This is a genomic window from Streptomyces sp. NBC_00663 (genome assembly GCF_036226885.1).
GTDB lineage: Bacteria > Actinomycetota > Actinomycetes > Streptomycetales > Streptomycetaceae > Streptomyces.
This window is the reverse complement of the sequence record NZ_CP109027.1, coordinates 8,592,327-8,610,213: the sequence shown is the minus strand read 5'-3', so window position 1 is coordinate 8,610,213 and position 17,887 is coordinate 8,592,327. Positions and strand designations below refer to the sequence as shown.

Annotated in this window: 16 protein-coding genes; 6 read left to right on the top strand and 10 right to left on the bottom strand. The window is 71.2% G+C overall.

Going from position 1 to position 17,887, the window contains the following annotated elements; genetic code table 11:
* Positions 1–4 precede the first annotated feature (4 nt).
* On the bottom strand, positions 5–1,843 hold the full coding sequence (locus OG866_RS39115) for a family 20 glycosylhydrolase (RefSeq protein WP_329342182.1): 1,839 nt from the start codon (positions 1,841–1,843) through the stop codon (positions 5–7).
* A gap of 257 nt (positions 1,844–2,100) precedes the next feature.
* On the opposite strand from OG866_RS39115, the gene OG866_RS39110 reads away from it, so the two are divergent.
* Positions 2,101–3,444 (top strand): amidase, encoded by a 1,344-nt coding sequence (locus tag OG866_RS39110; RefSeq protein ID WP_329342180.1) that lies wholly within the window; start codon positions 2,101–2,103, stop codon positions 3,442–3,444.
* A gap of 6 nt (positions 3,445–3,450) precedes the next feature.
* On the opposite strand, the gene OG866_RS39105 is transcribed toward OG866_RS39110, so the two are convergent.
* Both OG866_RS39105 and OG866_RS39100 read right to left on the bottom strand, forming a co-directional pair.
* Positions 3,451–4,014: an SMI1/KNR4 family protein gene (locus OG866_RS39105; protein WP_329342178.1), complete on the bottom strand. Its 564-nt coding sequence runs from the start codon at positions 4,012–4,014 to the stop codon at positions 3,451–3,453.
* A gap of 100 nt (positions 4,015–4,114) precedes the next feature.
* The gene (locus tag OG866_RS39100; RefSeq protein WP_329342176.1) at positions 4,115–4,288 is read right to left on the bottom strand and encodes a hypothetical protein; all 174 of its coding nucleotides are present in this window, start codon (positions 4,286–4,288) and stop codon (positions 4,115–4,117) included.
* Positions 4,289–4,758: 470 nt separating this feature from the next.
* Between OG866_RS39100 and OG866_RS39095 the strand changes: the two genes are divergently transcribed.
* Both OG866_RS39095 and OG866_RS39090 read left to right on the top strand, forming a co-directional pair.
* Complete coding sequence (locus OG866_RS39095; RefSeq protein ID WP_329342174.1) at positions 4,759–5,154, top strand: hypothetical protein; 396 nt, start codon at positions 4,759–4,761, stop codon at positions 5,152–5,154.
* Positions 5,155–5,179: 25 nt separating this feature from the next.
* Entirely contained in the window at positions 5,180–5,983 is an 804-nt protein-coding gene (locus tag OG866_RS39090; RefSeq protein ID WP_329342172.1) for an SDR family oxidoreductase, read from the top strand.
* A 9-nt stretch (positions 5,984–5,992) separates the two neighbouring features.
* Here OG866_RS39090 and OG866_RS39085 read toward each other — a convergent pair whose 3' ends face one another.
* The 6 genes from OG866_RS39085 to OG866_RS39060 form a co-directional block, all read right to left on the bottom strand.
* The gene (locus OG866_RS39085) at positions 5,993–6,223 is read right to left on the bottom strand and encodes a hypothetical protein (RefSeq protein ID WP_329342171.1); all 231 of its coding nucleotides are present in this window, start codon (positions 6,221–6,223) and stop codon (positions 5,993–5,995) included.
* A 76-nt stretch (positions 6,224–6,299) separates the two neighbouring features.
* Complete coding sequence (locus OG866_RS39080) at positions 6,300–7,805, bottom strand: SDR family NAD(P)-dependent oxidoreductase (protein ID WP_329342170.1); 1,506 nt, start codon at positions 7,803–7,805, stop codon at positions 6,300–6,302.
* A 104-nt stretch (positions 7,806–7,909) separates the two neighbouring features.
* On the bottom strand, positions 7,910–9,229 hold the full coding sequence (locus OG866_RS39075; RefSeq protein WP_329342169.1) for a wax ester/triacylglycerol synthase family O-acyltransferase: 1,320 nt from the start codon (positions 9,227–9,229) through the stop codon (positions 7,910–7,912).
* Positions 9,230–9,377: 148 nt separating this feature from the next.
* Complete coding sequence (gene glgC / locus OG866_RS39070) at positions 9,378–10,598, bottom strand: glucose-1-phosphate adenylyltransferase (RefSeq protein WP_329342167.1); 1,221 nt, start codon at positions 10,596–10,598, stop codon at positions 9,378–9,380.
* Positions 10,599–10,651: 53 nt separating this feature from the next.
* A complete protein-coding gene (glgA, locus tag OG866_RS39065) occupies positions 10,652–11,803 on the bottom strand; it encodes a glycogen synthase (protein ID WP_329342165.1) in 1,152 nt (383 codons plus the stop codon).
* A 40-nt stretch (positions 11,804–11,843) separates the two neighbouring features.
* Positions 11,844–12,599 (bottom strand): (2Fe-2S)-binding protein, encoded by a 756-nt coding sequence (locus tag OG866_RS39060; protein WP_329342163.1) that lies wholly within the window; start codon positions 12,597–12,599, stop codon positions 11,844–11,846.
* 210 nt (positions 12,600–12,809) lie between these two features.
* Here OG866_RS39060 and OG866_RS39055 point away from each other — a divergent pair, with 210 nt between their 5' ends.
* Positions 12,810–14,042 carry a DMT family transporter gene (locus tag OG866_RS39055; protein WP_329342161.1) on the top strand — a complete coding sequence of 411 codons (1,233 nt, stop codon included), beginning with the start codon at positions 12,810–12,812 and terminating at the stop codon, positions 14,040–14,042.
* Between the two features lie 22 nt (positions 14,043–14,064).
* Here OG866_RS39055 and OG866_RS39050 read toward each other — a convergent pair whose 3' ends face one another.
* Positions 14,065–15,180, bottom strand: coding sequence for a transglycosylase family protein (locus OG866_RS39050; protein ID WP_329342159.1), 1,116 nt, complete (start codon positions 15,178–15,180; stop codon positions 14,065–14,067).
* Positions 15,181–15,344: 164 nt separating this feature from the next.
* On the opposite strand from OG866_RS39050, the gene OG866_RS39045 reads away from it, so the two are divergent.
* Positions 15,345–15,944: a TIR domain-containing protein gene (locus tag OG866_RS39045; protein ID WP_329342158.1), complete on the top strand. Its 600-nt coding sequence runs from the start codon at positions 15,345–15,347 to the stop codon at positions 15,942–15,944.
* On the top strand, positions 15,944–17,785 hold the full coding sequence (locus OG866_RS39040) for a KGGVGR-motif variant AAA ATPase (RefSeq protein ID WP_329344512.1): 1,842 nt from the start codon (positions 15,944–15,946) through the stop codon (positions 17,783–17,785). Before OG866_RS39045 ends, OG866_RS39040 begins: the two co-directional genes overlap by 1 nt.
* The last annotated feature ends 102 nt before the right edge of the window (positions 17,786–17,887 follow it).

Genomic DNA, 17,887 nt, shown 5'->3' with positions numbered 1-17,887 from the left:
CTCCTCAGGTCAACTGCCATACGGCGGGCGGGTGCTGGTCGGGCGGGTACTGCACGATCCGACCGTCGGCCGTCACACTCAGCGCCATCTGCGTGATGACGTCGACGAGGCGATATCCGCCCTCCGTCGGCTGCAACTGCCAGCGCTGCAAGGTGTTCGTGGCGGAGCAGCTGTCCCAGGTGGCCTGGACGCCCGGCTGGAGCGGCACGTTGAGGGTGAGCTTGCCGCCGCTCACCGCGAGGCAGCCGGCCGGGCCGAGCAGGGTGGCATAGCCGTCCGGGGTGCGCGCGAGGTCGGCGTCGAAGGTGACGCCGTCGGCCTTGAAGGTGTACGACCCGTCCGGCACCGGCACCGACGTCAGGTCCCGCCGGCCGGGCGCGTGCCCGACGGCGGTGCCGCGCGCGGTGAACTCGGCGTAGGTGGCGTCGGGGTGAGGGTCGCCCCAGGTGGCCTGGGCGAGGTGGCGCAGGGCGGTCCAGAGCCGTACGGCGACCTCGTTCTCGGTCTCGCCGCGCCCGTTGTCCGGCCACAGGCTGATCTTCGCGCCGGTGACGCCCCGGGCGGAGGTGAGCTTCTCGCCCTCGAAGCTGCGGGGGTCCCAACTCTGGTCGTACAGGCCCGCGGTGTCGCTGTGGAAGCCGCCGCGGATGAGATAGAGCGAGTAGGAGGCGTTCATCACCGGATAGCCCTGGGCGATGAGTTGGCTGGGCTTGGTCGTCACGTTCAGCCAGTGCTCGACGGTGGTGCCCGCTGTCACCGGGACGGTGTTGGCGCCGGTGAGTCCGTCGTTCCAGATGCGCAGCCTCTTGCCCTTTGCGGCGGCGTAGGCGTGGACGCGGTTGACGAAGTCGATGAAGGCGTCCTGCGGGGTGGCGCCGGAACCGTACGTGTCCTGGGCGTACTTGAGGATCTGCGGGTACTTGGCGAAGTCGGAGCCGAGCATGTACTCGTCGGCGCCCATGTGCCAGGCCGGGGCCTTGAAGACCTCGGCGTACTCGTCGATCAGGCTCGTGTAGTAGTCGAAGGCGGCGGGTTGTGTGATGTCGAGCCGGGACGGCTGCTTGTCGCCGTCGGAGTCGGTGAGCTGGAGGTCGGGACGGTTCTCGATCCACGGGTCCATGTGTCCCGGGGAGTTGATCTCCGGGATGATCTCGACGTGGCACTTCTCGCCGAGGGCGACGAGGCGGCGTATCTCGTCCTTGCTGTAGTAGCCCCAGGTGTTGGCCTCGGGATGGGCGTCGCTCTTCACCTTCAGCTCCAGGAGCAGCTGGTTGAGCTTGTGGTACGCCATCTCGCGGACGAGGTTCTCCAGCCAGGGCACGGAGACGTGGATGTAGCAGGCGCAGACACCGACGCCCCGCTCCTTGTAGCGCGGTACGTCCACGGTGTGTCCGGCGGGGACGCGGTCGCCCTGCGCGAGGAGTTGCAGGAGGGTGCGGGTGCCGTAGAAGGCGCCGGTCTCGGTCGCGCCGGTCACCGACAGCCGCCGGCCGGCGCGCAGTTCGTAGCCCTCGGCGCCGAGCGACTTCCTGGCCGGCTGGACGTCGACAACGATGTCTCCGCCGCGGGCCGTGCCGCCGACCACCGGGACATCGCCGTGACCGGCCGCCCGCAGATCGTCGGCGAGGGTGTCGGCGACCCGGACCTCGGCAGGGCTGTCCGCGACGAGCCGGGTGCCGGACCGGAAGACGTAGCTGCCGGACTCCGGGGTCCAGTCGGTGAGGGCCGGGACGGTGACCGGCGGCTCCGCGGCCCGCTGCCCGGCGACCGCGGGAACGGGCGACAGGAGCAGGGCCAGTGCCGCGGCGACACCCACGAACCGGCGTCTGGGAAACGTACTCACACGCCACTCCAATTCATCGGATGGCTGATCATTGGACGGCCCCCAGGAGCTGTCAATGGGACCAGAAATCAGTCAAGTTGGCTCATTGATCGGATGACCTGCGCGTCCTTGGAAGCCGCTTCGCGAAAAGTCCAACAACCCCGGCGCGATTGTCCAAGAACGTGTCCGTGGAGTGCCCCGGCAGGCCCCCCTCTCGACTCCGCGACCGAGCCGGGGCACAGTTCTCCCTACATACTCGCCAGTACGAGGAGAGACCCGTGACCAGCTGGATCGGCCGGACCGCCGCCGAGATCGCCGCCGCCGTGCGGGAGAAGCGGGCGACGCCCCGCGAGGTGGTGGCCGAGCACCTCGCCAGGATCGAGCGGCTGGACGGCCGCGTCGGCGCCTTCCGGACGGTACGGGCCGAGGCCGCGCTCGCCGAGGCCGACGAGGTCGGCGCCCGTGCCGACCTCGCCGAACTGCCCCTCGCCGGGGTGCCGGTGGCCGTCAAGGACAACCTCGCGGTACGCGGCGAGTCCAAGCGCGTCGGGTCGGCGGCCACGCCGGACACGCCGTCGGCCGAGGACCATGTGACGGTCGCCCGGCTGCGCGCCGCGGGCGCGGTGGTCGTGGGCCTGACGAACGTGCCCGAACTCTGCGTCTTCGGCACGACCGAGGGCGTCCACGGCACCGCCCGCAACCCGTGGGACACCTCACGCACGGCGGGCGGCTCCTCCGGCGGCAGCGCTGCCGCGGTCGCCGCAGGGCTGGTCCCGATCGCCCTCGGCAACGACGGCATGGGTTCGCTGCGCATCCCGGCGGCCAACTGCGGCCTGGTCACCATCAAGCCGGGTCACGGCGTGGTCCCGGCGGGCGTCAGCGACGGCGACTGGTTCGGCATGTCCGAGAACGGGCCGCTGGCGACGACGGTCGAGGACGCGCGGCTGATGCTGGGCATCCTGGCGGACACGGAGTTCGGACGACCGCCCGAGTCCGGTATGCGCAAGGTGGCCGTCTCCCTGCGCAGCCCGATCGCCGGCATCGCGATCACCGCGCCCTACAGGACCGCCGCCCGGGACGCCGCCGAGGTGCTGATGAAGGCCGGCCATCAGGTGCGCCGCGCCGACCCGGCGTACCCGATGTCGCTGAGCTTCACCTCGCTCACCCACTGGACGGCGGGCACCTCGGAGGACGCCCAGGGTCTCGACCGCACCCTGCTGACCCGGCGCACCCGGGTCCACGCGGCGATCGGGCGGCGCTTCGTGAAGGGGGTCGGCACCGGCAGGGGCCGCGAGGAGTTGCGCCGCCGCCTGGAGCCGTTCTTCGAGGAGTACGACGTCCTGCTCACCCCGGCGCTGGCCCGCCGCTCCCCGGCCTCGGCGCCCTGGCACGAGCGCGGCTGGCTCCGCAACGTCCTGGCCAACACCACCTACTCGCCCATGACCCCGCCCTGGAACCTGACCGGCTGGCCCGCGATGTCCGTCCCCTTCGGCACCCTGCCGTCCGGCGCCCCCACCGCCGTACAACTGGTCGGCCGCCCGGGTTCGGAGGCGCTGCTGCTGGAGACGGCGCAGGAGTTGGAGATGCGGCACCCGTGGCAGCGGACGGCACCGCTGGACTGAGGCCGGTCAGCCCCAGCCGGGCGGCAGAAGGTCCCAGGAGCTGCGGCCGAGCCATGCGGCGAAGGTGATCGGCGGCGTTCCCCGGAGCCGGTCGAGGGAGAGCGGCAGGATCAGGCCGCAGGTGGCCCGCCCGTCCCACCACAGGGTGCCGGCGAGCGGGCCGGTCAGCGCCAGCAGAGTGGCGAAGCCGCAGCCGTGTTCCTGGGCGACGACGGCACCGGCCGTCCTGCGCTCCTCGAACGCCTCGCACTCCTCGTCCCATGCCTGCCAGGCAGCCGCGTGGGCGCGCTGATCGGCGAAGTCCTCGACGCGCGGCTCACGCTCGCCCAGCGCGTCGTCCTCGGCGGCGTAGGAGTCGGGGTGCGGAAACGGGGATGAGAGCGACTCGCGGGCGGGGGCGCCGTTGTTCTCCCACCACCAGCCGCGCTCCGTCCGGGCCAGCCGTGACACGGCGCCGCCGGCGCTCACGTCCAGCAGGTACGCGCGGTACTCGGCGGGGAAGGTGATCCCCAGCTCCCGTTCGGCCTCGGCGACCTCGGCCTCGGAGAGGGGCGGCGGTATCGGCGCCACCTACGGCGCCCCGTGCGTCATGTGCTCCGCGGGGTCCATCGGCATGGGCGTGAGTCTCGCACGCCCATGCCGTCGGCGATCGCGAAGGGGTCTGCCGGCGTCAGTCCACGCTGGGCAGGATGTGGGGTTCGGCGAGGTCTTCCTCGTAGCCCGCGAGGCGGATGGGGGCGGAGCGCGCCCACACGTCGAGGCTGCCGAGCTGTCCGGGCCTTTGGCCGGCGCGCTCCTGGCGTTCCTTGGGGCGTTGCTCGCGATTCGTCTTCTCCGGTGTCACCGCGCACTCCTTATGTGTCGGGTCACCCTCGGGGCGTACCAGCCAGGATGCGGCCTGGCACCGGACGCCCGCTCGGGTCTGAGTCGAGAACAGTTCGGACGCGGTGGCGCCGGTAACTCTGGTGAGAACAGACCGTGGTGATCGGCTTGCCCCAGGACGGACCGTGGGTGTGGGTAGGACCCCGTACTGCTGTCCGTCCGCTACAGATTAACCAGATGAGCAGGGGCCCGCTCGATGGGGCTGAAAACAAGGGGTAACTATCACAAGTCCCCCGTGTTCATTGGGTCCTTTATCCAGGCATTTGACCTGAAATGCCCTGTCGGCAAGCTCACCCGTTCGGCCTACACGCACGGCCGCGCCTTCGAGGAGATCCGCCCTCGGTCACGCAGTTCAGGTCCCGTTGGCCGATTCGCAAGGCGGCCATGATCTGCTGAGGGGCGGCAACGGCCTGTCCGGCGAGAGGACTACGCGTGGAGCTGCGCAGTGTCGAGGAGCTGATGGATCTGCTGTACGCCTGCCGGGACCGGCACGGCCTGCGGACCGCCGCGCTGCTGCGCCGCGGCCGCCCCGCCGACAAGGAACTCCAAGTGGCGGGTCTGGTGCAGGACATCGGGCAGGTCCTGTGCCCGGGCGACGAGGCCCACCGGCACGAGCGGGCGGCGCAAGCCGTCCGGCCCCTGCTCGGCGAACGCGTCCACCGTCTCGTACGACGCGAAGGCCCCGCCGGCGACGACGACCTGCTGCGGCTGCGCCTCGCGGAGCAGGAGAGCCGGGCCACCGCCTTCGACGCCGGGGTCCTGGAGGACTGGCGCACCGTGCTGGAGCTGCTGGCGACGCGGAACTCACGGCTCGGGGCTGTCGACTGACGGTCCGTCATGAGACGGTACGCCGATGACGTCACCGTACGGGCTGAGCGGGAAGGCCGCCGTCGTCACCGGCGGGACGCGCGGGATCGGGCGCGAGGTCGCCCGGCAGCTGGCGGACGCCGGGGCGCTGGTGTGCGTGACGGCCCGGGACGCGGCGGACGTCCGGCGGACCGCCGCCGAGCTGGGCGGGATCGGAGTGGCGGGCAGCGTCGCCGACCCCGCTCATCTCCAGGAGGTCAGCGCGCTCACCCTCCGCGCGTTCGGGCGGATCGACGTCGTCGTCAACAACGCCGCGACCAACCAGCCGTACGGACCGCTGATGGACGTCGACCCGGACGCCTGGCGCGAGGCGTTCACGGTCAACGTCGAGGCACCGCTGCGGCTGGTGCGGTGCGCGTGGCGGGCGTGGATGCGGGAGCACGGCGGCTCCGTGATCAACGTCTGCACGGAGGGTGCCACGCACGTCGGGCCGCACATCGGCGCCTACGGCACCAGCAAGGCGGCCCTGCTCCATCTCACCCGGCAGCTCGCGGGGGAACTGGCACCGCGGGTCCGCGTCAACTCCGTCTCGCCCGGCCTCGTCCGCACCGAGATGGCCCGCTTCGTGTGGGAGCCGGGTGAGGCGGAGCTCGCGGCGGGGCTGCCGCTGGGGCGGATCGGGGAGCCGGCGGACGTGGCACGGGCCGTCGTGTGGCTGGCCTCCGACGCGGCCGAGTGGATCACCGGCGCGGATCTGCTCGTGGACGGCGGGACGCGGGTCAGGGCGGCGCAGCCGGGCGGGTACGCCGTCCATGACCGGCTGCGGTCGTACGCGCCGCCGCAGCCCTGAAGGACCTCTCTACGGGAAGAGCGCGATCCCCATGAGGACGATCAGCACGACGAAGGCGACGAACGCGATCGTGCCCCACGTCCAAGGGTGCTTGTAGGGGTCGTGGGCGCCGCCGCGGGGCCGGTCCTCGGGGAGGACGGGGTGGGCCGGGCGGTCGCTCGCGTAGAACTCCTCGTCGGTCGGGTAGTGGTTGCGCGGGTCGTTGAGAGCGCGCGGATCGATGCTGTGCGGACTGGCCATGACTCACCTCTGGCGCGGTACTCACCAGGGTCCGGGTTCCCCTACGGACACCGGGGTACACGTCACGGCCGGCGCGTCACCACTTCCCGGGCGCGTAGTCCTTGAGGAAGACGCCGTACAGGTCCTCGCCCTGTTCACCGCGCACAATCGGATCGTAGACCCGGGCCGCGCCGTCGACCAGGTCGAGCGGGGCGTGGAAGCCCTCCTCGGCGAGGCGCAGCTTGTCGAAGTGGGGGCGTTCGTCGGTGATCCAGCCGGTGTCGACGGAGGTCATCAGGATGCCGTCGGTCTGGAACATCTCCTGGCCGCTGGTCCGCGTGACCATGTTCATGGCGGCCTTGGCGGCGTTGGTGTTGGGGTGTCCCGCGCCCTTGTAGCCGCGGCCGAAGACGCCCTCCATCGCGGACACGTTCACGACGTAGGCGCGTCCGCTCGCGGCCTTCTTCGCGGCCTCGGCCATGCTCGGGCGCAGCGCGCTGATCAGGATGAAGGGCGCCGTGTAGTTGCACAGCTGGGTCTCGAGGAGCTCGACCGGGGAGATCTGCTCGATGGTCTGCACCCAGGTGTTGGTGTCGACGACGTCGGGGACGAGGCCGCCCGCGTCGATGGCGGTGCCGTCGAGGTGCCTGGCGACGCTGGCGTTGCCCGCGACCAGGGCGAGGTCGGCGACCTGCTGGGCGTCGATGCCGGAGATCCCGGCGGGAAGGGAGGCCAGGCCGTCGACGGCGCCGGAGCCGAAGGCGCCGATGACGTGGTGGGCGGGCAGCTCACCGGCGGGCAGCGGGGCGCTCTCGCCGTCGACCAGGGCGGCGTAGGCGGAGGGCAGCCGGCGTACGGTCTGGGTCGCGTTGTTGACCAGGATGTCGAGCGGACCGGCCTCGGCGACCTGCTCGGCGAGGGCGACGGCCTGGGCCGGGTCGCGCAGGTCGATGCCGACGACCTCCAGGCGGTGCATCCAGTCCCCGGAGTCGTCCATGGCCTTGAAGCGGCGGATGGCGTCCTTGGGGAAGCGCGTGGTGATGGTGGTGTGGGCGCCGTCGCGCAGCAGCCTGAGCGCGATGTACATGCCGATCTTGGCGCGACCGCCGGTGAGCAGGGCGCGCTTGCCGGTGAGGTCGGCGCGGGCGTCGCGCCTGTCGCGGTTCAGCCGGGCGCAGTCCGGACAGAGCTGGTGGTAGAAGTAGTCGACTTCCACGTACCGGGTCTTGCAGGTGTAGCAGGAGCGCGGGCGCTGGAGTATCCCCGCGATCCGGCCCTCCTCGGTGACCGACGAGGGGAGGATGCCCTCGGTCTCGTCGTCGATGCGCTGGGCGGAGCCCGTCGCGGTGGCCTCGGTGACCGCCTTGTCGTGGGCGGTCTTGGCGGCCCGGCGCTCCTGGCGGCGGCGCTGCTTGACGGTGCGGTAGACCCCGGCGGTGGCCCGGCGCACGGCGATGGCGTCGGGGTGGTCGACCTCCAGCTGGTCGAGCTCGTCGAGCACGGCGAGGCAGACAGCCAGCCGCTCGGGGTCGATCCCGGGGCCGTACACGACCTCGTCCACGGCCTCGTCCGTGATCGCCGAGCCGTCCTCTGTCACCGTCATCGCGCTGCCGTTTCCCTGCTGCCCCGTGCGGCGCTCCGACCGCGTCCGCTTTCGAACAGGGAATTCTACGGAGCACCGGGCCCGTCCTCCAAAAACGGAGGGGGTCAAGCCTCGCAGGCGGTGATGAGCGTCTCCACTTCCTCGGTGAGGGCCCTGGCCAGGACGTCCAGGTCCGGTACGGCTTCCGCGTCGGCGACGAGGCCGTAGTGGACGTGGCCGCGGTACGTCGAGACGGCGATCGCCAGGGACTGGCCGCGGGCCAGCGGGGCGAACGGGAAGACCTGGGTGACCGGGTTGCCGCCGAGCTTCAGGCCGAGGCTGGGCAGCGGGACGCTGGTGACGAGGATGTCGAACCAGAGCCGGGCGGCCTGGCTGACCAGGGGCCCGCCGAGCCGGTGGCCGAGCGCGGGGACGTGGTCGGCGAGCAGCGCGACGGCTCCGGCACCCCGGTTGGGTCCGGCGTCCTTGTTGCGGTCCATGGCGGTGCGGACCGTGTCGAGGCGTGCGAGGGGGTCGGGGTCGTCGACCGGGAGCCTTATCAAGTACCCGGAGAGCCGGTTGCCCTGGGGGTGCGCGGTGCGCGGGCGGCGCTTGGAGACGGGGATCAGGGCGCGGGGCGCGACGCCGTCGCTGCCGTCGCCGCGCTCGTCGAGCCAGCGGCGCAGGGCGCCCGCGACGACCGCGATGAGGACGTCGTTGACGGTGCCGCCCTGGGCCTTGCGCACGCGGTGCACGTCGTCGAGGTCGATGACCACGCCCGCCGTGCGGCGGGTGCCGCTCGGTTCGGCGGTCAGGGCCGACGAGGAACGCACCCCGAGGCCGGACAGGGCGACGGACGCGCCGATGTCGAGGGCCCGGCCCACGTCGGAGACAGCGCCGCGGACCAGTCCGGGCAGCTTGCGCACGTCCGGCAGGAAGCCCGTGGACGGCGCCTCGGGGCGCGGTTTGCGCTCGGGCAGGTCCATCGGGTCCAGGATCGCCGCGGCGAGCGTCAGGGCGCGCAGACCGTCGGCGAGGGCGTGGTGGAACTTGAAGAGCACGGCGAAGGAGTCGCCGTCCTCCCCCGGCAGGACGTGTGCCTCCCACGGCGGACGGCCGCGCTCCAGCGGGCACTCCATGAGCCGGCCGGCCTCGGCGTGGAAGTCGGCGGTGGGCGCGTGCAGCCGAACGTGGTCGAGGGGGTCGAAGTCGGGGGCGGGCTCGCGTGTCGCCCCGCCGAAGGACAGCGGCTGCCAGACGTCCCGGATCCGCATCCTGAGGCCGGGCACGGCGGCGGCCCGCGCGGCGAGCAGGTCGGCCGCGTGGGCGCCCGCGGTGGGCGAGTGGGCCGCGAAGACGCCGAGGGCGCCCAGGTGCATGGGGTGCTCGGCGGACTCGATGTTCCAGAACGCCAGGTCGAGAGGGGCGAGCGGGTCGGAAGTCAATGGCTTGCCTCGCGTCGACGACGGGTGGGCAAGCAGTCAATCGCCCTCTGGCGATTACGGTCAAGTACGATCAAGCTACGCACAGTTAACAGCAGATTAAGTCCAGCCGTCCGCACCCCAGGGGCCACAGGGGTGTCCTCGGTGTGCCTCAGGACACCTGCTGGCCCTTTCCGAGCGCGATCACCCCGCCCTTGGAGACGGTGTAGAGCTCGGCGTCCCGCTCCGGATTCACCCCTATCGTCGCGCCGGGAGGTACCTCGACGTTCTTGTCGAGGACCGCGCCCCGCACCACCGCGCCCCGCCCGATCTTGACGTTGTCGTGCAGCACCGACCCCTGCACGACCGCCCCCGGGTCGACCACCACCCCCGGCGACAGCACCGACCGGGTGACCTGCCCCCGAATGAGGCAGCCCGCGCTGATGATGGACTCGCTGGCGATGCCGCCCGCGTTGAAGCGGGCCGGGGACAGCTGGCCGGAGTGGGTGTAGATGGGCCACTGCCGGTTGTAGAGGTTGAACGCGGGACGCTCGGCGATGAGGTCCATGTGGGCGTCGTAGTACGCGTCCAGGGTGCCGACGTCCCGCCAGTAGCCGCGGTCCCGGCTGGTCTCGCCGGGGACGTGGTTGGCGCTGAAGTCGTAGAGCTGGGCCTCGCCGCGCTCGGTGAGCTGGGGAAGTATCGAGCCACCCATGTCGTGGACGGAGCGTTCGTCCTCGGCGTCCCGCTGGAGGGCCTCTATCAGCGCCTTGGTGGTGAAGATGTAGTTGCCCATGGAGGCGAACACGCACTCCGGGTCGTCCGCGAGGCCGGGCGGGTCGGCGGGCTTCTCCAGGAAGCGGTCCACCGTGAGCCCGTCCGAGCCGGGCGTGATCACCCCGAACTGCGGGGACTCGGAGCGCGGGACGCGGATCCCTGCCACGGTCACGCCCGCGCCGCTCTCGATGTGCTGGGCGAGCATCTGGCGCGGGTCCATGCGGTACACGTGGTCGGCGCCGAACACCGCGACGTACTCGGGCCGTTCGTCGTAGACGAGGTTGAGGGACTGAAGGATCGCGTCGGCACTGCCCAGGTACCAGCGGGGGCCGAGCCGCTGCTGGGCGGGGACGGGGGTGACGTAGTTGCCGAGCAGACTGGACATCCGCCAGGTCGTGGTGATGTGGCGGTCGAGCGAGTGCGACTTGTACTGCGTGAGGACGCAGATGCGCAGGATGTCTCCGTTGACGAGGTTGGACAGGACGAAGTCCACCAGGCGATACGTTCCGCCGAAGGTGACCGCGGGTTTCGCGCGATCACCGGTCAGGGGCATCAGGCGCTTGCCCTCCCCGCCCGCCAGTACGATCCCGAGCACCGAAGGTCCGCCACGACGCATGGTCGCTCCCCTCACCCTGGTTGTGACCCATGCCTGCCCCTGCCCGGGGCGCACTACGCCTGTTTGAGGATCTCCTCGTAGAGCCGCACCGTGCGCCGGGCGACCGCGTCCCAGCCGAACTCCCCCACCGCGCGCTCCCGTCCGGCCTCACCCATCCGCCGGGCGCCCTCCGGATCGCCGAGGACCGAGTCCAGCGCGCGGGCCAGGGCGGGCTCGAAGTCGTCGTCCACCGGGACGAGCAGACCGGTCTTGCCGTCGTCGACGACCTCCGGGATGCCGCCGACCTTCGAGGCCACGACGGGAGTTCCGCACGCCATGGCTTCGAGGTTGACGATGCCGAGCGGTTCGTACACCGAGGGGCAGACGAACACGGCGGCGTGCGTGAGGAGTTGGATCACATCCGGGCGCGGCAGCATCTGCGGGATCCAGTGCACGCCCTCGCGGACCCGGCTCAACTCCTCGTACAGCTCCCGGAACTCACGGTCGATCTCCGGGGTGTCCGGGGCTCCGGCGCACAGCACGACCTGCGCGGCGGGGTCGATGTCCCGTACCGCGCGCAGCAGATGGGGCACGCCCTTCTGGCGGGTGATGCGGCCGACGAAGAGCACGAAAGGGCGGTCCGGGTCGAGGCCGACGCGGGTGAGGGCCTCGGTGCCGTGGTCGGGGCGGTAGAGAGCGGTGTCGATGCCGTTGTGCACGATGTGCACCCGGGCCGGGTCGAGGGCCGGGTAGCAGGCGAGGATGTCCTCGCGCATGGCTCCCGACACGGCGATCACCGCGTCGGCGGCCTCGATCGCGGTGCGCTCGGCCCAGCTCGACAGGGCGTATCCACCGCCGAGTTGCTCGGCCTTCCAGGGGCGCAGCGGCTCCAGGGAGTGGGCGGTCATCACATGCGGGATGCCGTACAGGAGCTTGCCGAGGTGGCCGGCGAGATTGGCGTACCAGGTGTGGGAATGGACGAGTTCGCGGCCTTCGAGGCCCGCGGTCATCGCGAGGTCCACGGAGAAGGTGCGCAGCGCGTCGTTGGCGGTGTCGAGCACGGGCCAGGGGCGGTGGCGCACCACGCCCACTCCGCGGCCCTCGCCCCAGCAGTGCACCTCGACATCGACCAGGGAGGCCAACTCCCGGGCCAGGAACTCGACATGGACGCCCGCGCCGCCGTACACGTCCGGCGGGTACTCCCGGGTCAGCAGTCCCACTCGCACCCGGAACCCCCTGTTCTCAACGGCTGGTTGCCCTTCATGGTCACCCAGATGCGGCGTGCGGGGAAGACCGCGGGGGCCGGGTGAAGCAGCAGTCCCCGCACACGCCGCCGCCGGGGACGCGGTAGTAGAGGCAGCAGCTGCGGCGCCGGAAGGCGGTGCCGGTGAGGGTTCCGGTGCCGGCGAGGAGGGGGTGGGCGAGGAGATCCGCGGCGAGGGCGCGGGTGCGGGTCGCGGCCTCGGTACGGCCGTGCGCGCGGGCCCAGCCCGACAGCTGCCGGGCGGCCCCGGCGAGGGCGGAGGCGGCGTTGCCGCGGAGCAGGCCGGAGGCGAGGCGGTAGCGGGCCCGCAGGGCCGCCGCCAGAGGCTCCAGGTGCCCTTCCAGCACGACCGCGGCCAGGGTTCCCGCGTCGCCGGGCAGCGCGCGCACCTCGGTCAGCCACAAGTCGTCGGGTGCGCTGCCGTCGGCGTCCCAGCGCAGGAGCCGGGCGTCGAGGTCGGGGACCTGGCCGTACAGCACGGCGCAGCCGAGGGCCGCCGACCAGAGCCGGGCCGCCAGGCCCTGCTGGGCGATCGAGGCGGCGATCCGCAACTCCGGAGCCTGAAGGGACCTGGCCACTTTGAGGACACGAAAAGTCACGGATTCTTCGTAAACGTCCGACTTTTCGATGCCGTACGCCCGTGCGAGGGTGGGTAGCGTTGAACGCGGCGGCGCGCCCGTGCGTAGTAGGAAGAAGCCGCCGAGCGGGCGGAGCGCGGCGAGATCGGCGTCGAGGTCCACGAAGAGCAGTAGTACCAAGGCCCCTAGGGGAGGCCAGCAGGGGGGCGGGGGGCAGTGTCACCCACCCTGGGGAGGACTGACCCTCCGTAGTACTCCATCGGCAGTAGGACCCATTGCCTGCTCAGGTACGACGACGGGAATGTCTTTTCACGGCATCGTGTTGGACATGGAAGCCGACCGTTCGCCGCGCCGGGGTCATTACCCCTGCTTCACGCAGAGGAGCTGCTGATGAGCGCCCTCGCGTTGTCCGTCGTCCTGTCGCTCGTCTCCGCCGTGGCGTACGCGGGCGGGGCGATCGTCCAGGAGCAGGTCGCGGTGTCCTCCCCCGAGCAGCAGTTCGCGCCGCTGCGTCGGCCGAGCTGGTGGGCGGCGGTCGCGCTGAACGGCCTCGGCGGGCTGCTGCACGTGGTGGCGCTGGCCTTCGGCCCCCTCAGCCTGGTCCAGCCACTGGGCGCCCTGACCATCGTGTTCGCCCTCCCCATGGCCGCGCTCCTCGTCGGCCGCAGGGCCGGGGCGACCGCGTGGCGCGGCGCGATCATGGCGACCGTCGGCCTCGCCGGTCTGCTGTCGCTGGTCGGCGCCTCCGACGCGCAGTCCCTGGACACCACGCAGCGGGTGGCCGTCGCCACGGTCACCGGCGTCGCGGTCGTCGCCCTGATGATCGCGGGCCGGGCGGCCCACCGGCACCCGGCGGTGCGCAGCATCCTGCTCGCCACCGCGTCCGGCATCGCCTTCGGCATGTCCTCGGTGTTCACCAAGACCGTCGCGGTCGACTGGACCGGCGGCGTCTCCGTCGCCGACGTGCCCTCCCTCGCCGTGATCGGCGTCCTGGCCACGGCCGGCATGCTGCTCTCCCAGGCCTCCTACCGCGGCGCGGGCCTCGCGGCCCCGCTGGCCACGCTGACCGTCGTGAACCCGGTGGTGGCGGCCGTCGTCGGCATCACGATGTTCGGCGAAACCTTCCGCTACGGCACCACGGGCACCGCGCTCGCCCTGAGCTGCGGTGTGGTGGCGGCGGGCGGCCTGATACTGCTGACCTCGGAGCGGATCTCCCGTACGGAGTCCGTGCCGGAGCCGGAGACGGTTCGGGTACCGGCCCAGCCCCAGCCGACCGAGCTGGAGCCGACGCGGGTCCAGGACGTGCAGGTCCGAGACATACAGGTCCCAGACGTGCAGGTTCAGGACGTACAGGTTCAGGGCGTGCAGGTCGACGACGTGCACGTGCGTGTGCCCGCCTCGGCCGAGGAGCTGCTCGCGGTCCTGCCCGGGCAGACGACGCCTCGCGAAGAGGCACTGGTCGAAGAGGCACTGGTCACGGTGGCGGAGTCGGCGGTCCGGGAGGACCCCGCCGACCCGGCCGACCCTGAGGAACAGCCGATCTTCTACGTCGGCCCCCTCTACGGCGCCTCCTACATCCCGATGCCGGTCCTCGACCGACACCGCACGAGGGTCAAATCCTGAGGGTCAGGTCCTGATCGCGAGGTCAGACCCTGACCCCACCGGCCCGGAGATAGGCGACCGGGTCGACGTCCGTACCGAAGCCGGGCCCCGTCCGCACCTCGAAGTGCAGATGCGGGCCCGTGCTGTTGCCTGTGGACCCCGAGCGGCCGATCCGCTGTCCGGCAGCGACGCTCTGCCCGCTCTTCACCGAGATCGCGGAGAGATGGGCGTACTGGGTGTAGCGCCCGTCGGAGTGCCGGATCACCACCTGGTACCCGAACGACCCGGCCCATCCGGAGGCGACCACCCGCCCGGCGGCGACCGCCTTCACGGACGTGCCCGTGGGAACGGCGAAGTCGACGCCCGTGTGGTAGCCCTTCGACCAGGAGGAACCCGCCTTGTGGTACGGCGTGCCGGTCGGCGCGTCCACCGGGGCGACGAGCGAGTGCCCGCTCTCCTCGGAGGCCGGCTTCTCCTTCTTCTCCTTCGCCGGCGCCGTGGACGTCTGCGTCGTGACCGTGGCCGCCTTGCCGCGCAGGCCGAGCCGCTGCCCGGGCATGATGAGGTCGGGGTCGGCCCCGATGGTCTTCCGGTTGGCGGCGTACAGGCCCCGCCACCCGCCCTTGACGTCCTCCCGTTCGGCGATGCCGGAGAGGGTGTCGCCGTGCACCACGGTGTACATCTCGGCCGAGCCGGCCCTGGACTGGGGCGTGGTCTGCGGCTGTACGTCCGGGACGGCGGCCTTGGTGCCCCCGGCCGGGTGGATGTCGGGGGTGTCCCCGCCCCGGGTGAGCCCCGCCCGCACCGAGCACACCGGCCAGGCTCCCGGCCCCTGCCCGTCCAGCACCTTCTCGGCCACGGCGATCTGCTGGTCCTTGGTGGCGAGATCGGCCCGCGGCGCGTACCGGGTGCCTCCGTAGGCCTCCCAGGTGGACTGGGTGAACTGTAGGCCGCCGTAGTAGCCGTTGCCGGTGTTGATGCTCCAGTTGTTGGTCGACTCGCACGCGGCGACCTTGTTCCAGGTGTCCACGTCGGCGGCCTGTGCCGTGCCGGCGCCGATGAGCGGGATCGCCATTCCGGCACCGCCCGCCGTGACGGTGAGCGAGGCTCGGTTGATCCTGTTCGGCTGATACCGGCGGTGCCGGCCGCGTACGGCCATGGAGCTCCCCCTACGACGTACGTCAGGAGGGCCAAAAATAAGCGCCCCGAACAGGCCATGACAAGACGGCAATCGGCCTCCTCCTTGCCGAATACCGCCCGCGCAAAGGGATGTTGAGGAGCGCACACACGGCTACACTCCGTGTCATCCGGGGGACTGCGCAGGTGAACGGGGCGGCGGTGGATTACGAGTTCGACGTGTTCGTCAGTTACAGCAGAAGCGCGGGTCACGTCAGCGCGTGGGTACGGAACCACTTCTACCCGGCACTCAAAGGCTGTCTGGAGGACGAGACCGGGAAGGCCGAGATATTCCTCGACCAGCAGCTGGACGAACGGTTCGGCGTGCCCTGGCCGGATCAGCTCGCCACGTCCCTGGGCCGGAGCCGACTTCTCGTTCCCGTGCTGTCCGCGCCCTATTTCCGCTCGCCGTGGTGCACCGCCGAATGGGCCACGATGGAGGAGCGCGAGGAACAGGCACAGGCCAAGGGGCTGATCTTTCCGGTGGTGTTCGCTGACGGGACCAGCTTTCCGGAGCCGGTGCGCCGACGCCAACTGCACCAGGAATTCAAGAACTACAACGTCCCCTATCCCAAGTACCAGGAATCCGAGGCGTATCCGCACTTCCATCAGGAGGTGCAGCGTCTCGCCCAGCTCATCGCCGCGCGCCTCGCGGAGGTACCCGACTGGCGCGCCGACTGGCCGGCCCTCAGACCGCCCGCCGCCGCCACGCCGGCTCCCGGCCGACTTCCACGCTTTGGAGCGTGATGGACACCGGACAGATCATTACGTTCTACTCCTACAAGGGCGGGGTGGGCCGTAGCTTCGCGCTCGCCAACACCGCCGTGGTGCTGGCGCGTTGGGGCTATCGCGTGCTGTGCGTCGACTGGGACCTGGAGGCGCCGGGACTGTCGTACTACTTCGACGAGTACCTGGCCTCCCCACCGACCGCGGGTCTGCTGGAGATGATCGAGGAGGCCCGGGCGACACCCGGCACGGGAGCCCAGACGGCCCTGCGGCATCGCACCTCGGTCCGGCTTCCGGAGAATGCCCACCTGGATCTGATCACGGCCGGCAAGAAGGACGACAGGACGTACATCTCCCGCCTCCAACGGGTCGACTGGGAGGAGCTGTACGAGGACCACGACTTCGGCGCGACGCTGGAGGCCTGGCGGGAGGAGTGGATGAACAACTACGACCTCGTCCTCGTCGACAGCCGCACGGGCATCACCGACGCCGGCGGCATCTGCACCGCCCAGGTGCCCGACGTGCTGGTCTTCGCCTACACCGCCAACCAGCAGAACGTGGACGGTGTGCTGGACATCGTCGACCGCGCCATGAAGGCGAGGGACGGACTGCCGTACGACCGGCCCCGGCTGCTGACGGTGCCGCTGCTGAGCCGGTTCGACGCCCAGCCCGAGTACAAGCAGGGCGAGCACTGGCGACGCACGCTGGCCGAGGTGATGGGGCCACGCCTGCGGGACTGGGCTCCGCGCGGCAGCTCCCCCGGGGAGCTGCTCCAGCGGGTGACGATCCCCTACTTCCCCGTCTGGTCCTTCGGCGAGCTCCTGCCCGCGCTCACCGAGAGCCCCCGCAACGCGGATCAGGTGACCTACAGCATCGCGAGCCTCGCCGCGCTGCTGGCGCGCCGGCTGGAGGACGTGGGCCTGCTCATCGAGAACCGTGACTCCTATGTGGAGACGGCCGAGCAGGCCGCGCGGCAGGACTTCGAGGTCGATGTGTTCATCAGTCACACCCGGGCGCAGGAGCCGCTGGCGCGGACGCTGCAACAGCTGTTCCTGGAGAACGGCGTGACGAGCTGGATCGCGGGCGAGAACCCCCTGCACCGGTCGGAGTTCGTGAACAGGTGCCGTCACCTCGTCATGATCGTGGACGAGACGGGCGAGGACTCGTTCCAGAACCACGACAACAGCCTCTTTCTGCGCCGCTCGGTCAACGCGGCGACCGAACGGCTCACCTTGCCCGTGGTCACTTCGTCGGCCGCCATCCGCGAACTGCCGCGTCTCGCCCAGTCCTTGCAGGTGTTCAACCTGGAGGACGGCACCCCGCCGCAGGCCGCCCGCGCCATCGCCGCACGTGTTCGGCAGGACTCCCGCAGCCTGCGCCCGCACTCCTCCCGAAGCGGAAGCGGCCGGTACGACGCCTACCTGTCCTACGCCCACGCCGACTCGAACTGGACCCTGGCGCTCGCGGAGAACCTCAAGCGGCTCGGGCTCACCGTGTTCGTGGACGAGTGGGAGGTGCAGCCGGGAGACCACTGGCCCTCGCGGCTGGAGGCCGGTCTCAGCAGCGCCGACACGGTGGTGGCGGTGGTCAGTACGTCCTGGAACCGCTCCGAGTACACCTTGCAGGAGTACGAGCTGGCCGCCCGGCGGGCCGAACGCCAGCAGTTGATCCCCGTCCTGGTGGGCGACGTCGTCCCCCCGCCGCACGTGGCCGAGCGGAACTACGTCGACTTCCGCCACGCCCTGACTCCACGGGCGTACGTGGACCAGGTCCGGCTGCTGGCGCGGGCGATCCTGCACCTGCGCGAGGGCGAGCCGCTCCCCCGCAGCGCCTCCGTCGTCCTGCCGGACACCCTGTTCTAGGTGCTGAACACAACAGGGCCCGCGAACCGTATCTGCGTAGGCTGCTGACGAGCACGAACGGCACCACCGACACACGACCTACCTGATCCACCGGATCCTTGG